17 protein-coding genes are annotated in these 13,861 nt (G+C 42.5%); all 17 read left to right on the forward strand.

Features of this window, described 5'->3' with window-relative positions; all coding sequences use genetic code 11:
• The first annotated feature begins 32 nt into the window (after nt 1–32).
• Entirely contained in the window at nt 33–572 is a 540-nt protein-coding gene (locus BWI96_RS13880) for a DUF3341 domain-containing protein (protein WP_106637214.1), read from the forward strand.
• Between the two features lie 55 nt (nt 573–627).
• Complete coding sequence (locus tag BWI96_RS13885) at nt 628–1,254, forward strand: cytochrome c (protein ID WP_106637215.1); 627 nt, start codon at nt 628–630, stop codon at nt 1,252–1,254.
• Nucleotides 1,255–1,325: 71 nt separating this feature from the next.
• Complete coding sequence (locus BWI96_RS13890) at nt 1,326–2,645, forward strand: quinol:cytochrome C oxidoreductase (RefSeq protein WP_106637216.1); 1,320 nt, start codon at nt 1,326–1,328, stop codon at nt 2,643–2,645.
• 54 nt (nt 2,646–2,699) lie between these two features.
• Nucleotides 2,700–3,815, forward strand: coding sequence for a cytochrome c oxidase subunit II (locus BWI96_RS13895; RefSeq protein ID WP_106637217.1), 1,116 nt, complete (start codon nt 2,700–2,702; stop codon nt 3,813–3,815).
• 27 nt (nt 3,816–3,842) lie between these two features.
• Complete coding sequence (locus tag BWI96_RS13900) at nt 3,843–5,735, forward strand: cbb3-type cytochrome c oxidase subunit I (RefSeq protein WP_106637218.1); 1,893 nt, start codon at nt 3,843–3,845, stop codon at nt 5,733–5,735.
• A 172-nt stretch (nt 5,736–5,907) separates the two neighbouring features.
• Nucleotides 5,908–6,927, forward strand: coding sequence for a heme A synthase (locus BWI96_RS13905; RefSeq protein ID WP_106637219.1), 1,020 nt, complete (start codon nt 5,908–5,910; stop codon nt 6,925–6,927).
• Nucleotides 6,914–7,804 (forward strand): heme o synthase, encoded by an 891-nt coding sequence (cyoE, locus tag BWI96_RS13910; protein WP_106637220.1) that lies wholly within the window; start codon nt 6,914–6,916, stop codon nt 7,802–7,804. Before BWI96_RS13905 ends, cyoE begins: the two co-directional genes overlap by 14 nt.
• Before the next feature lie 36 nt (nt 7,805–7,840).
• The gene (locus BWI96_RS13915) at nt 7,841–8,434 is read left to right on the forward strand and encodes a cytochrome c oxidase subunit 3 (protein WP_106637221.1); all 594 of its coding nucleotides are present in this window, start codon (nt 7,841–7,843) and stop codon (nt 8,432–8,434) included.
• 86 nt (nt 8,435–8,520) lie between these two features.
• Complete coding sequence (locus BWI96_RS13920) at nt 8,521–9,282, forward strand: cytochrome c oxidase subunit 3 (protein ID WP_232793732.1); 762 nt, start codon at nt 8,521–8,523, stop codon at nt 9,280–9,282.
• Nucleotides 9,283–9,301: 19 nt separating this feature from the next.
• Nucleotides 9,302–9,634: a cytochrome C oxidase subunit IV family protein gene (locus BWI96_RS13925; protein WP_198555262.1), complete on the forward strand. Its 333-nt coding sequence runs from the start codon at nt 9,302–9,304 to the stop codon at nt 9,632–9,634.
• A gap of 42 nt (nt 9,635–9,676) precedes the next feature.
• On the forward strand, nt 9,677–10,399 hold the full coding sequence (locus BWI96_RS13930; RefSeq protein WP_106637222.1) for an SCO family protein: 723 nt from the start codon (nt 9,677–9,679) through the stop codon (nt 10,397–10,399).
• Entirely contained in the window at nt 10,396–10,950 is a 555-nt protein-coding gene (locus tag BWI96_RS13935; RefSeq protein ID WP_106637223.1) for a DUF420 domain-containing protein, read from the forward strand. The genes BWI96_RS13930 and BWI96_RS13935 overlap by 4 nt, the downstream gene beginning before the upstream one ends.
• Entirely contained in the window at nt 10,947–11,219 is a 273-nt protein-coding gene (locus BWI96_RS13940; protein ID WP_106637224.1) for a hypothetical protein, read from the forward strand. The genes BWI96_RS13935 and BWI96_RS13940 overlap by 4 nt, the downstream gene beginning before the upstream one ends.
• Nucleotides 11,220–11,447: 228 nt before the next feature.
• Entirely contained in the window at nt 11,448–11,801 is a 354-nt protein-coding gene (locus tag BWI96_RS23355; RefSeq protein ID WP_369804171.1) for an RNA polymerase sigma factor, read from the forward strand.
• A gap of 32 nt (nt 11,802–11,833) precedes the next feature.
• Complete coding sequence (locus BWI96_RS23360) at nt 11,834–12,013, forward strand: RNA polymerase sigma factor (RefSeq protein WP_369804172.1); 180 nt, start codon at nt 11,834–11,836, stop codon at nt 12,011–12,013.
• Between the two features lie 4 nt (nt 12,014–12,017).
• On the forward strand, nt 12,018–12,785 hold the full coding sequence (locus tag BWI96_RS13950; RefSeq protein ID WP_106637225.1) for a hypothetical protein: 768 nt from the start codon (nt 12,018–12,020) through the stop codon (nt 12,783–12,785).
• 54 nt (nt 12,786–12,839) lie between these two features.
• Nucleotides 12,840–13,820 (forward strand): outer membrane beta-barrel protein, encoded by a 981-nt coding sequence (locus BWI96_RS13955; protein ID WP_106637226.1) that lies wholly within the window; start codon nt 12,840–12,842, stop codon nt 13,818–13,820.
• Nucleotides 13,821–13,861 lie beyond the last annotated feature (41 nt).

The raw sequence follows: 13,861 nt of genomic DNA on the forward strand, positions 1-13,861 counted from the left end.
TCATTAATAGGATAAAGCATACAATCCGTATTATGGATACTAACAAAAGATTTTTAGTAGGGGTGTACGATGATGATGATGAAGTAATGGCTGCTGTAAAAGCAGTTCGTTCCAGCGGCATCAAAATCCACGATGTATACACGCCCTTCCCCGTTCACGGTTTAGATAAAGCCATTGGGCATCCCCGTACTCGTATTCCTATGGCAGCTTTTATGTTCGGCTGCTTAGGTTTGCTAACCATGTTTGTATTCACACTATACACCATGGCAATCGACTGGCCTATGAATATTGGTGGTAAGGACTTTTATGCCTTCCCTGATTTCATCCCTCCGATGTTTGAGTTTACAGTATTGTTTACTGCATTCGGAATGGTATTTAGCTTCTTTATTACAAATGGTTTATGGTGGGGTAACAAAGCGGTTATTTTCGATCTGCGTAGTACGGACGATAAATTCGTAATGGCTATTGACACCGCTTCTAACCAGAAATCAGAAGCAGAAATCGAGAAAGCTCTTCGTGATACAGGAGCAATCGAGGTGAATGTGAAAGAAGTAATTGAAGAAGAAGCTTAAAAATCAGATAGAACTACCTCTGTGTTTCTATCAGTAATTATCAACTGATTGTACAATGAAAAAATACCTACCGTTTGTGTGGATTGCAGCCTCCCTCGTGGTGGTTGGGCTAGCGTCCCTGAAACGTGATCCTCAGCATCAGGCATGGGAGTTTGCTCCTAACATGTACTATCCAGTAGGATACGAGCCCCTGTCTCAAATTGACGCTAACCCTATTAACAGTGCAACGGGTAAAGGAAATTTGAACATGCGTGTTCCGGTAAAAGGCACGATTCCTCGTCAGTACTTTGCTAGTACAGATGGAGATTCAGTTATTTCCAAATTGGAAAAAATGGACATGATTGCCCGTAACATTGGTCCAAATGACTTGGCTGTCGCTGAAACTGCACTAACTAATCCTTTCCCAACTGATGAGAAAGTGACCAAACAGGGTGAGTTACTTTACGGTCGTTACTGCCTGCATTGCCACGGCGGAAGCGGTAAAGGAGATGGCCCTGTAGGTAAGAAATATGGTGGGGTACCGGTTTACTCTAGTGATGCATTGAAAGATTTGAATGACGGACATATCTACCACGTAATTACCTACGGAAAAGGACGGATGTGGCCTCACGGTTCTCAGGTTTCTCCTGAAGATCGCTGGAAGATCGTTCAATATGTTCACAAACTTCAGCAAGAACCCTAATCAATCAAGAGAGTTAGTTGTTAATTGTGTCAACGATTGGCGAATAACTGATAACGAATAACGTAAGTATAATGGCAGAGCACAATCACCATTTTGATCCAGCGGAGATGGAAGAATGGTATGACTTTACCTCCTCCTCGAAACGGAAGCTGATTATCGGTATGCTGGCAGGTCTGGCTACTCTTTTGATTGGTGCGTTTTTAGTATCGAAAGGTCTTGGAATCGGAATCGAACATGCCCACGAGCACGCAGAACACGCCGCTCATGGTCATGAAGCTCATCATGGTTTACCCGTTTGGGCGAAACGTGTAGTAGCTAACCTTTGGATGAACGCTGAGTTTTTTACAGGTATTTCAGTAATCGGAATGTTCTTCATTGCGATTCAGTACCTTTCGTGGGCGGGATGGTCTTCGATCATCAAACGTATCCCTGAAGCTTTCCCAGCATTCTTACCTTTTTCAGGAGCAGTACTGTTAATTCTTTATTTTGCTTTTGGACAGGAATTGTTCCACTGGCGTCATGAAGGAGTAATGGATCCTGAAAGCGATCATTACGATAAAATCATTGCTGGCAAGAGCTGGTATTTGAATAACGCGTTCTTTGTTATTAGAACGGTACTTTACATTGGTTTATGGTATGGCCTTTGGGTATTCCTGCGGAACCTTTCGAAGCAGGAAGATGAGATCGGTGGAACCGAGTGGTGGTACAAAATGAAAAACCTTTCACGGGCTTTCGTTTTAGTATTTGCCGTTACTTCTTCTACCTGTGCTTGGGACTGGGCTATGTCGATTGATACGCACTGGTTCTCAACGATGTTTGGTTGGTACCACTTTGCTTCATGGCACGTATCAGGCTATGCTGTTATCACTCTGACAGTTATTTTCCTGAAAGAAAAAGGATACCTGCGTAGTGTAAATGAGAACCACTTACACGATTTAGGTAAATTTATGTTTGCCTTCTCTATCTTCTGGACTTATGTATGGTTCGCTCAATTTCTGTTGATCTACTATGCAAATATGCCTGAAGAAACGATCTATTTCCGTGAGCGTTTCAGCGGATACGGTGGAATCTACAAAGCTCCTTTCTTCATCAACTTAATTATGGGCTTCTTGGCTCCATTCTTATGGTTCATGACTCGTGATGCTAAACGTAACTTTACCTTCCTGAAAGTTGGAGCTTGTGCAATCCTGGTGGCTCACTATTTTGATTTCTATCAGATGATGATGCCAGGTATTATGGGTGAACACGGTGGAATTGGTTTGATCGAATGGGGAACGACTCTTTTCTTTGCTTCTGCTTTTGGTTTTGTGATCAACAACCAATTAACGAAGCTTTCGTTAGTGGCTAAAAACCACCCGATGTTAGAAGAAGCTGTTCATCACGATATTTAGTCTAGTATTCGTAGAGCTGTTTTGAAATAGAAAGTATTAAAAACAAAGATTGTCATGGTTTATATCGTTGGTTTGCTGGCGGCGGTTCTTTTGGTACTAACTCTGGTAGTACTGAATAGAATGTCCGTGTTTACCAAAGGATTCGCTTCTGCTCAGGACGCGAATACCCCTGGTATGGCAAACAAAATCAATGCGGCATTATTGCCAATTGTATTCCTGCTTGGAAGTGCTGCCGGAGTTTGGTCTTTCGTTGAGGCGGCTCCTAAATTCCTGCCTTCTCCTTCTTCGGAGCACGGCGTGCATACCGATACGATGTTCTGGTGGTTTATGGCAATTGTTACAACTGCCTTCTTCCTGACTAGTATTTTATTATTCGTATTTGCGTTCAAGTATCAATACGATCCGAAACGTAGAGCTACGTTTTATCCTGTTAACCACCGCCTTGAATTAGCTTGGACCGTAGTTCCTGCTATTGTAATGGCAATCATGGTGTTCATGGGTTGGAGAGTATGGCGTGATATCACTAGCGAAGCACCCGCAGATGCTTATGTAATTGAAGTGACGGGTAAACAGTTTAACTGGATTGCTCGTTATCCCGGTGTCGATAACAACAAGTTAGGTAGTTACAATTACAAGTTAATTGACGCTACTAATGAAGTAGGTATCGATATGACGGACGAGAACTCATTCGATGACGTAATCAGCAATACGCTTTACATTCCTAAAGGTGTTCCCGTTCTTTTGAAAATCCGTGCTCGTGATGTATTGCACAGTGTGTTTTTACCTCACTTACGCGTGAAAATGGATGCCGTTCCTGGTATGCCTACCAAATTCTGGTTCAAGGCTACTAAGTCAACGGACGAAATGAAAGCTGAAACCAATGATCCTAAATTTGAGTACCGTTTGAACTGTACTGAAATTTGTGGTCAGGGGCACTTTTCTATGAAGATGAACGTAGTTGTATTGGAAGAAGAAGACTTTCAGGCTTGGTTGAAGACTCAGAAATCTTTCTTGGCTACCAATGCTAGTTATTTAGATCGTGTACCTGCTCGTTTAAAAGCTAAAGCGATGAAGTATACAGAATCTGGATCGGAAGAAGCTCCTGCTGAAGGAGAAGCTCCCGCTGATAGCACTGCGTCAGCATCCGCTGCTACTGCTTCACTTCGTTAATCTTGTATCTTTAAATCATAACGCGATATGGCAACGGCTGCACTGACTCACGACGCTCATGATGCACACGAGCACGAGCATGAGCATCACGAGCAAAATTTTATTCAGAAATACGTTTTTTCTGAAGATCATAAAATGATTGCTAAGCAATACCTGATTACGGGTATTATCTGGGCTTTCATTGGTGGTTTGCTTTCTATCTTATTCCGTCTTCAGTTAGGTTTCCCTGACATGAAGCTGGACGGACTTCGCTGGCTATTAGGCGAGTGGATCAATCCAGAAGGAAAATTAGAATCTGAGTTCTACCTAGCTCTGGTTACGATGCACGGTACCATCATGGTATTCTTTGTATTGACAGCCGGTTTGAGCGGTACGTTCTCTAACTTCTTGATTCCTCTACAAATTGGTGCTCGTGATATGGCATCGGGCTTCTTAAACATGCTTTCATACTGGTTCTTCTTAGTGGCTAGTATCATCATGTTAAGCTCTCTGTTCATTTCTACAGGTCCAGCAGCGGGCGGTTGGGTAATTTATCCTCCCTTATCTGCTATTCCAACCGCATCGAATGGTTCAGGAATGGGTATGTCGCTATGGCTGGTTGCAATGGCTCTATTCATTGTCTCTCAGTTGATGGGTGGACTTAACTACGTAACGACGATTATCAACTTACGTACTCGTGGTCTTTCATTCAGCAAATTACCTCTGACCATCTGGTCATTTTTCCTGACAGCAGTATTAGGTATTCTTTCATTCCCTGTACTGTTATCAGCAGCTTTGTTACTGATCTTTGATCGTAACTTTGGAACGAGCTTCTATATTTCTGAAATCTACATTGGTGGAGAAGCTCTTCCCCAACAAGGTGGTTCTGCGATCTTATTCCAGCACTTATTCTGGTTCTTAGGTCACCCTGAGGTATACATCGTATTATTACCTGCTTTAGGTATTACTTCAGAAGTTATCGCTACCAACGCACGTAAACCTATTTTCGGTTACCGTGCCATGATTGGTTCGATGTTAGGTATTACGCTGTTAGCGTTCATCGTTTGGGCTCACCACATGTTCGTAACAGGTATGAACCCCTTCTTAGGTTCTGTGTTCATGTTCTTAACGCTGATTATTGCCGTACCTTCAGCAGTAAAAGGCTTTAACTACATTACCACGCTCTGGAGAGGGAACATCGTCTTTACGCCTGCGATGTTGTTCTCTATCGGTCTGGTGTCTCTGTTCATCGCTGGTGGGGTAACGGGTATCATTCTGGGTAATGCTGCTTTGGATATCCAGTTACACGATACCTATTTCGTAGTAGCTCACTTCCACTTGGTAATGGGTTCTGCTTCATTCTTCGGTCTGATGGCAGGGGTTTACCACTGGTTCCCCAAAATGTACGGTCGCATGATGAATAACACCTTAGGTTATATTCACTTCTGGCTGTCATTCATTGGTGTATTCTGTGTATTCTTCCCCATGCACTACATTGGTATCGCTGGTTTCCCACGTCGTTACTACTCATTCTCTACGTACGATATGACGAACTCTTTCGCTGACTTGAACCAGTTCATCAGCGTTGCGGCGATCATAACGTTTGCAGCTCAGGGTATTTTCGCCTTTAACTTCTTCTACTCAATTTTTAAAGGTAAGAAGTCGGTTCAAAACCCATGGCGTTCCACTACACTGGAGTGGACTACACCAGTAGTAGTAGGTCACGGCAACTGGGAAGGTCCTATTCCTGCGGTATACCGTTGGCCTTATGACTTCTCGAAACCAGGAGCAGTAGAAGACTTCATTCCTCAGACGGTTCCTTTCTCTGCTACGCCAGAGTCTAACCTTCCTGAAGAAAATGAGCAAATTGCTCTCGAGAAAACAATTGAGGAGTTACACCCTTATCAAAAAGAAGTTTCAGCTAAGTCTGGTGGACACTAAGCCAGAAGCGATTCTAACTTTCAAAAACGGAACCTTACGGGGTTCCGTTTTTTTGTGAGCCTGGCAAAAGGAAAGGTTGAATTTTAAGCAAATACTTAAAGATTAGATTGAAATCTTTTTATCGTTGAAGAAAATTCAGTAGTATCTTTGTAGGCAAGTAACGAAGGGCAGTATGAATTACAGAAAGTTAGGTATTGCTACCATTATTGTCGTTTATCTGGTTGTTGTAGCCGGAGGCGTGGTACGTAGTACAGGTGCAGGAATGGGTTGTCCTGACTGGCCCCGCTGTTTTGGTAGCTGGGTTCCTCCCACTGATATATCCCAATTACCCGCCAATTATCAGGAAATTTTCGGAGCAAAACTCAAAGGTGAAGTTCTTTTCAATCCAGTAAAAACATGGACTGAATACGTAAACCGACTGGTAGGAGTATTAGCGGGAATATTTGTTTTTGCTACCTTTATTGCCTCTCTTAAATACTGGAAACGTGACAAGACGATAGTAGGGCTGTCTTTCCTCTCTTTTCTATTAATGGGTTTTCAAGGCTGGTTGGGAGCAAAAGTGGTATCAACTGAGCTGAAACCTTTGATGGTAACCCTGCACATGCTGGTAGCCATCATCATAGTTTTCGTATTGATTTATGCTGTTGCCCGAGCTTATTCTGAGGTTAGTGAAGTTGAAAAAGTAACTCATAAGCCTAAGCTGAATTTTATATTAGCGACGGCTATTATTTTATCAGTGGTTCAAATCCTGCTGGGTACGCAGGTACGTGAAGCCATTGATGAAGTAATATTCAGAATTGGTTATGATAACCGCGATCAGTGGATTGAACAAGCCAGCCAATCAGGACTTTGGTTTTATGTACACCGCTCTTTTTCTCTAATCGTATTTGGTTTTCATATTTGGTTCATTCGTTCGTTAATGAAGAATACGAGTCACAATGGCCTACTGCGATCGTACGGAAAAGCGATGCTAACTCTGGTAGGGGTAGAAATCCTCACGGGCGTAATCATGGCGTATTTTTCCATTCCTGCGTACTTACAGCCGGTACATTTGACGCTGTCGATTATCATGTTAGGCGTACAGTTTGTAGCCTTTTTATTATTGAATGCCGAGAACGTTTTCGGTAGAATTAATAGGGTAGACGCGGAAGCATTCGCAACGCCCTTACATACGAGCAATGTCCGAAATTAAAACGAGCGTACTGGATCTTACCTGGCAGGAAAAAGCCAAGGCTTACTTCGAGTTACTCAAGCACCGCTTAAGTAGTTACGTAGCCTTATCAGGAACTTTTGGGTATTATCTGGCAGTCAAAGAGATTAACTGGTTTAATCTGATCCTCATCACGATTGCTGGTTTCCTCATTACGGGAGCTTCCAATATAATCAATCAGATTTACGAGAAAGATACTGATTATATGATGAAACGGACGCGGAATCGTCCCTTACCATCCAATCGGTTGACGGTTACTGAAGCGACTGTGTTCTGCCTGATTTTAACGGTAATCAGTCTTTTTCTGTTTGTCCACTTCTTTAATTTCCGCTCGGCTGTTGTAGCTCTGCTTTCGGTAGTACTATACGGATTTGTCTATACGCCTCTTAAGCGGTCGGGAGCGATTGCTGTTTTTGCGGGAGCCTTTCCGGGAGCTTTTCCCCCTATGATTGGATGGGTAGCAGCTACCAATGCGTTTGGCTGGGAACCGGGTGTATTATTTGCAATTCAGTTTTTCTGGCAATTTCCTCACTTTTGGGCTTTGGCCTGGATGATTGATAGCGACTATAAGCAAGCGGGCATTCAATTATTACCTTACAACGGAAGTAAAGATCGCAAGACGGCGAAGGCCATTATTGGGTATACCCTTTTCCTGTTACCCTTAGGCTGGATACCTTATGAATTGGGAATTACAGGCATTACCTCGGCCATTCTGGCAACGATTGGAGGTCTGCTCTTCCTGGCTCATGGCATTTACTTATTCCGGGTTGTGAATGATGCCGCCGCCCGTCGATTATTCTTTGTTTCTATATCCTATCTGCCGATCCTTCAGATCGTGTTTTTGTTAGATAAAGCGTAAACTCATTTAATTCCCACGGGAGTAATCACTGTAGTTATGAATACGGAAGTAACATCGGTAAAAAACTTTACGGAAGAAGCGAAACCTACGTTTTCGTTTAATCCGAAAAAATTTATGCTTTGGCTGGCTATTGCCAGTATTACCATGTCTTTTGCTGGTTGGACGAGTGCGTATCTGGTTCGCCGGGCAGAAGGAAACTGGTTAGAGTTTGAAATCCCCATGATTTTCTGGTATAGCACAGGGGTATTGCTGATTAGTAGCATTTTTATGCATTTATCAGTACGTGCTGCAAAAAAAGACCAATTTGGTCCTCTGAAAACAGCGATTTCGATTACTTTTGCACTCGGCTTGGTCTTTCTTTACTTACAGGTTCAGGGATTTTATGAATTGGTAAGCCAGAAGCTATTCCTCGTCGGCAATCCAGCAGTTTCTTTTTTTGATGTTTTAATTTTCATTCACGGTTTGCACGTCATCAGTGGCTTGATTGTTTTGATCGTCTCTTTTGTGTCGGCCTGGCAAATGAAGATTCATTCTAAAAATAGAAACCGTATCGAGATGGCTGCCATGTATTGGCATTTTCTGGATGGATTGTGGCTATACCTGTTTGTCTTCCTTTTGAATTTCCGGTAGAACAAACGCCTCGGTGATTTATTCACCAAACGTCTCTCAACGGAGCGAAAAAACGAAATTATTAACTGTAAACCGAATTAGCGTACATGGCAACACACGCTGCTGCTGAACCGAAACAACTATGGCTGGGTGGTGCTGAACCAATGAAGGCCAGCTATGGTAAATTGATGATGTGGATCTTCCTTGTATCGGATGCATTTACATTCTCTGGATTACTCATTGCTTACGGCTTAGTCCGTTATAGTCACCCTGCATTCGAGGGAGAGCCAAAAGATTTCGTTTTTTCTACGGAATACTGGCCTGTTCCTGAAAAAGTATTTGAGGCAGTACCCTTCTTCCACGGTTATCAGTTACCCCTGGTTTTCGTAGGTATCATGACGTTCATTCTGATCTTCAGTTCTGTAACGATGGTATTGGCGGTTGAAGCAGGACACCGCAAAGACAAAGCAGATGTAGAGAAATGGATGCTTTGGACGATTTTAGGTGGTATTACTTTCTTAGGTTCTCAGGCTTGGGAGTGGGGTCACTTTATTACCGGAACAGACAAGCCAACCATTGTAACCGACATCATCAACGGAGTACAGGTAACTAAAGAAGTATTTGGAGCTAATTTACACGTCAACCAATACGGTCCTCAGCCATTTGCTGATTTCTTCTTCTTCATTACAGGTTTCCACGGAACGCACGTAACGTCTGGAGTTATCCTGAACATCATCATCTTCTTCAACGTTTGTATGGGATTATACGAGCGTCGTGGACATTATGAAATGGTTGAAAAAGTAGGTCTTTACTGGCACTTTGTAGACTTGGTTTGGGTCTTCGTATTTACATTCTTCTATCTGGTTTAATTGAAAAGCATAAGTCGTCATGGCATCTGAATATAACGAGTTTATCGAGAAGGACGGTAAGATGGTTGCTAAGCCTCAGACCAAAGCCATCTGGAAAACCTTTTGGATTTTATTAATCATTACTGTACTGGAATTCGTGGTAGCATTCTCGCTACCTCACCACTATCACATTTTGAAGGTAGCCATCTTCGTAGGTATGACGCTTATTAAAGCGGCTTACATCATGGGCGACTTCATGCACTTGTCGCAGGAAACAAAAGGTCTTTTCTGGACCATCTTGGTTCCCATCGTATTTATTGCATGGTTAGTGCTGGCTCTTTTACTAGAAGGTGGTTTTATATCTACTTACTAATAACATTAATATGTACTTTTGTGCATATTAAGAGAGCTAGTTATGTGGAATTTTAAAAAAGCCGGAATCCTGACTCTCATGTTGGTGATTCCGGTTTTGTTTTTTTTGTGGATTCGTTTTGGGGGCGTAAATCATTATACTTTACCCCGTTACTTCCCCCTGCGTGATTCAGTGACGAATCAGGTAACAATTGTAAAAAATGGTCCTGACCGCGAATGGTGGGAGCCTGAACAGGATACACTTTTCCATACCATTCCAGATTTTCATTTATGGAATCAGGATAGTGTAGCCGTTGATAGAAACCTGATTAAAGGAAAAATTGTAGTAGCAGATTTTTTCTTTAGCCGTTGCCCAACGATTTGCCCTAAAATGTCGAGTCAATTGAATCGGATTCAGGATGTATTTCTGAATTATCCCGAAGTATTGCTTGTTTCGCATTCTATTGATCCCGTTCATGATACACCGTCGGTGTTGAAAGCCTATGCCAAACGTTATGATGCGGAAACTAATAAATGGGTATTTCTGACAGGAGATAAATCCCAGATCTACCAGCTAGCGATAAAAGGCTACAAACTGGCCGTTCAGGATGATGCTCCAAAAACGGGCTCGAATGAAACTTTCACGCACGACAGTAAGTTGGTTTTAGTGGATAAGGAAGGCGTGATCCGAGGTTATTACGACGCAGAAGATAAAGAAGAAGTGGATCGTCTGATTCTGGAAATACGGGTATTGCAGGATATTTACAAAAAACGAGAATCAAAATGAGTCAGTTAATTATACCCCAAGAAAAGCAGAAGAGCTATCTGATGTGGATTCGCATTTTATCCTTTGCGATTCCTATTGCGGTGGCCGTTTTACTGAACCCTCGTGTACCTAAAGTAAACTTAGGAGAGTGGACCAAGATATTACCCCATTTAAACGCGGCTATTAATACCACCACTTCAATTCTATTACTGGCAGGTTACATCTTTATTAAAAAGGGAAACATTGCCGGGCACCGTAGAAGTATGCAGGCGGCTTTTGTGCTGGGATCGTTGTTTCTGGTTAGTTATGTACTGTATCACCTGACCACCGAATCAACAAAGTTTGGTGGTGAAGGGGCGTTTATTCGCGGCTTTTACTATACTATTTTAGTGACGCATATTGTACTATCAGTGGTAGTTGTGCCGTTCGTTTTATTAGCAGTATACTATGCCTGGAGTAATCAGATCCCACGGCATAAACGTATCGTGAAGGTTACGTATCCTTTATGGTTATATGTGTCAGTAACTGGTGTCATTGCTTATTTAATGATTAGTCCTTATTACCACTCATGAAAAAACTCATTGCCGCTTTTGTATTGCTCCTTTGGAGTTCTACGATGAGCTTTGCTCAATGTGCCATGTGCCGGGCTTCTGTGGAAAGTACCTACAGCGATGGACATTACTTAAATGGTTCTGGACTCAATACCGGTATTCTATACTTACTGGTTATGCCCTATTTGTTAGTAGCTCTGATTGCCTATTTGTGGTACAAAGGTAGCCGCAAAGAGCACGCTCAGAAACTTGCTTTGTGGGAACGAATGAAGAGTATTACCCAGTCTTAAGAACTTTGTGATTAGATTTATTGCCTGATAATAGCCTCCTGAACTTCGGTCAGGAGGTTTTATTTTTGCAAACCCAAAAGATAGAGTTAGTAAGTTTCTGGTAATCAAAAGGATAAAAAAATAATGAACGTGAAAAACAATATTTTTAAAATTAGTTAAACAAATTATGCAACCCTTTCTAATGGATGTGCATCTGTCTTGCAGGTAACTAGCCTTAGACCGAGTCCCGTGAAAATCTTATCTTTATTTCAAACAGAAGAACAACTGGTAAAAGCCTGTCAAAAGGGCGACCCCAGAGCTCAACGGAGGGTATATGATAAATATTCCAGCCGGATGAATGCTGTTTGTCGGAGATACTTTAAAGATGAGTACGAAGCGGAAGAATGCATGATTGAAGCATTCGTCAAAGTTTTTGAGAAGATTAGTCAGTTTAAATTAGAAGGTAGTTTTGAAGGTTGGATTCGCCGGATTGTGGTAAACGAATGTTTGATGGCTCTACGAGCAAAAAAACAGATGGGGAATCAGATGAGTTATGATGATATAATCTATGAACCTAATCCGCAATTGCTGAAACGTCATTAGAAGCTCAGGACCTTTTCAAGCTGGTTGAACAATTGCCGGTAGGTTACCGAACCGTATTCAACCTGTATGCCATTGATGGGTATACGCATGAAGAAATCGGTCAAAGTTTGGGAATTACGGAGAGTACATCTAAATCGCAACTACACCGGGCCAGAGCTTTGTTGCAACGCATGATTGCTGAAAGCGATACCCGGTTGTCAATAAATTATTAAGCTTATGAAACAGCCAAAAGAAAATCATCCGATTGATGAGTTGTTTGCCAGAAAGCTAAAAAACCATGAGCAGGCACCGCAATCTCAATCGTGGGAAAAGATACAGAGCCGACTCAACTCCAGCTATACCCAGCGTAGAGGCTTGCCCCTTTGGGCCAAGTATTCTGCTGCGGCTTCCATTGCTTTATTAATGATGGCAGGTTGGTGGTTCCAGAAAGCGAGTCAGCCTAACTCGCAGGAGTTAGCGGTGCAGCAGCCTAAGGCAATTACTGCTCCTAAAGTTATTACTCCTGAACCAGCTTTTACCCCTGAGACGGAAGTGGCAATAGCTACTGAGGAAGGTCGCACGGCACAAGAGAAGCCCCAGGTACAGGAATCTAAAGTAGAGGTAGTGCCTCACAAGAACACTCGTCCGGTACCAAGTCAGGGTAAGATGACTCTTGAGACGATCCCGGTGGTAGAATCAGTAGCCAGAAACGAAGCCGAGGTAAAGGCACCTACACCAGTAACTATAGAAATACCTAAAGCCACAGAAGTGGCAGTGTCTAAGCCAGAAAAGCCTGAGGAAGACAAGACCTTTATTGTTAAAGTAGTTGAATCGGAAATCGCAGCGGTAGATGTTAAGGATGAAAAGCCTGCCAGGAAGAAGAAATTTTTCTCCAGAATAGCTAAAAGCCTGAAGCATATCCAGGAGGGCGAATGGAAAGAAGTGGGATTAGATGGAAAAGCTATCCTAGCCCGGACAGAAGATAATATTTTTAAGAAGCACTAAGCAACTTTTGCTCCTTCAGTTACATCTGAAAAGTAAATCCTTTGAATTAAGAACATGAAACGCATCGTATTCGCTTTGCTTGCCGTTTTAGGAACGTTCGGAATCGCTTCTGCCAAAGAGGTTCAAAAAGATTCCATTATAGTGGTGATGGGGGATAATTCCCGGATTATTATTTACGGTGAGAATAAAGAGGAACTTAAGAAGTTACTCCATTATGATGTAAATAAGTTATTGAAGGATGTAGGAGCTAAAATTGACGCAGCTGATTCAAACGGGACAACTCGTATTGTATTGGATGAAATCAACGGGGAGCAGTATTTAATGAATGAAACAGTAATTGAACGTAACGGGTATAAGATTACCGCTAAAGGTGATACCATTCGTTACACCAAAAGAACCGTAAAAAAGACCCGTCCCTGGTGGCAAAATGATCAGGACAATTTTGTTATATCCATCGGTTTGAATGCGTACGGCAGCAAGGAGAATACGGCGGCGTACCCGAATCCAGATGATTATGACCTTCGACCTCTGGGCTCTCGTTACTTCGCTTTAGGCTTTTACCGTAATCCTACGTTAGTGAAAGGTCAGGATGCCGCTTTACGAGTAAGGCTAGGGTTGGAATTTTCCTGGTATAACTTCATGTTTGATGGGGATAAGGTAGCTTACAAAGGAGAAGAACGAGTAGAATTCCGGGAGTTTGGGCAACCGCTCCGGAAAAATAAATTAACCGTTTGTTATGTAACGGTTCCAGTTATGCCAAGCATTGCGATTCGAAAAGGAGTCATATCGCACATCGGGGCAGGAGGGTATGTAGGCTATCGGCTGGACAGTTACACCAAGACTAAAACAGAAAATGGCAAAAAAGACCATAACCATGGAGGGTACTGGCTAAACGATTTTCGCTACGGATTAATGGCTGAGATTGGTTTCCGTAACTCGGTGGATTTGTTCTTCCAATATGACCTGAACGAGTTATATCAGGTAGCTCGTGGGCCCCAGGTACAGGCAGTCAGTTTTGGCGTGCGTCTGAATTAAACGAAGGAAATACGAGAGAAAGGGAGCTAGTCTAAAAAGAT

This window comes from Siphonobacter sp. SORGH_AS_0500 (assembly GCF_002838835.1).
Classification (GTDB): Bacteria; Bacteroidota; Bacteroidia; order Cytophagales; family Spirosomataceae; genus Siphonobacter.

Coding starts and splice junctions, on each gene's coding strand:
- BWI96_RS13955 (WP_106637226.1), top strand. CDS start 12,840: ATGAAACGCATCGTATTCGCTTTGCTTGCCGTTTTAGGAACGTTCGGA.
- BWI96_RS13885 (WP_106637215.1), top strand. CDS start 628: ATGAAAAAATACCTACCGTTTGTGTGGATTGCAGCCTCCCTCGTGGTG.
- BWI96_RS13935 (WP_106637223.1), top strand. CDS start 10,396: ATGAGTCAGTTAATTATACCCCAAGAAAAGCAGAAGAGCTATCTGATG.
- cyoE (WP_106637220.1), top strand. CDS start 6,914: ATGTCCGAAATTAAAACGAGCGTACTGGATCTTACCTGGCAGGAAAAA.
- BWI96_RS13950 (WP_106637225.1), top strand. CDS start 12,018: ATGAAACAGCCAAAAGAAAATCATCCGATTGATGAGTTGTTTGCCAGA.
- BWI96_RS13895 (WP_106637217.1), top strand. CDS start 2,700: ATGGTTTATATCGTTGGTTTGCTGGCGGCGGTTCTTTTGGTACTAACT.
- BWI96_RS13905 (WP_106637219.1), top strand. CDS start 5,908: ATGAATTACAGAAAGTTAGGTATTGCTACCATTATTGTCGTTTATCTG.
- BWI96_RS13930 (WP_106637222.1), top strand. CDS start 9,677: ATGTGGAATTTTAAAAAAGCCGGAATCCTGACTCTCATGTTGGTGATT.
- BWI96_RS13920 (WP_232793732.1), top strand. CDS start 8,521: ATGGCAACACACGCTGCTGCTGAACCGAAACAACTATGGCTGGGTGGT.
- BWI96_RS13940 (WP_106637224.1), top strand. CDS start 10,947: ATGAAAAAACTCATTGCCGCTTTTGTATTGCTCCTTTGGAGTTCTACG.
- BWI96_RS13915 (WP_106637221.1), top strand. CDS start 7,841: ATGAATACGGAAGTAACATCGGTAAAAAACTTTACGGAAGAAGCGAAA.
- BWI96_RS13880 (WP_106637214.1), top strand. CDS start 33: ATGGATACTAACAAAAGATTTTTAGTAGGGGTGTACGATGATGATGAT.
- BWI96_RS13900 (WP_106637218.1), top strand. CDS start 3,843: ATGGCAACGGCTGCACTGACTCACGACGCTCATGATGCACACGAGCAC.
- BWI96_RS13890 (WP_106637216.1), top strand. CDS start 1,326: ATGGCAGAGCACAATCACCATTTTGATCCAGCGGAGATGGAAGAATGG.
- BWI96_RS13925 (WP_198555262.1), top strand. CDS start 9,302: ATGGCATCTGAATATAACGAGTTTATCGAGAAGGACGGTAAGATGGTT.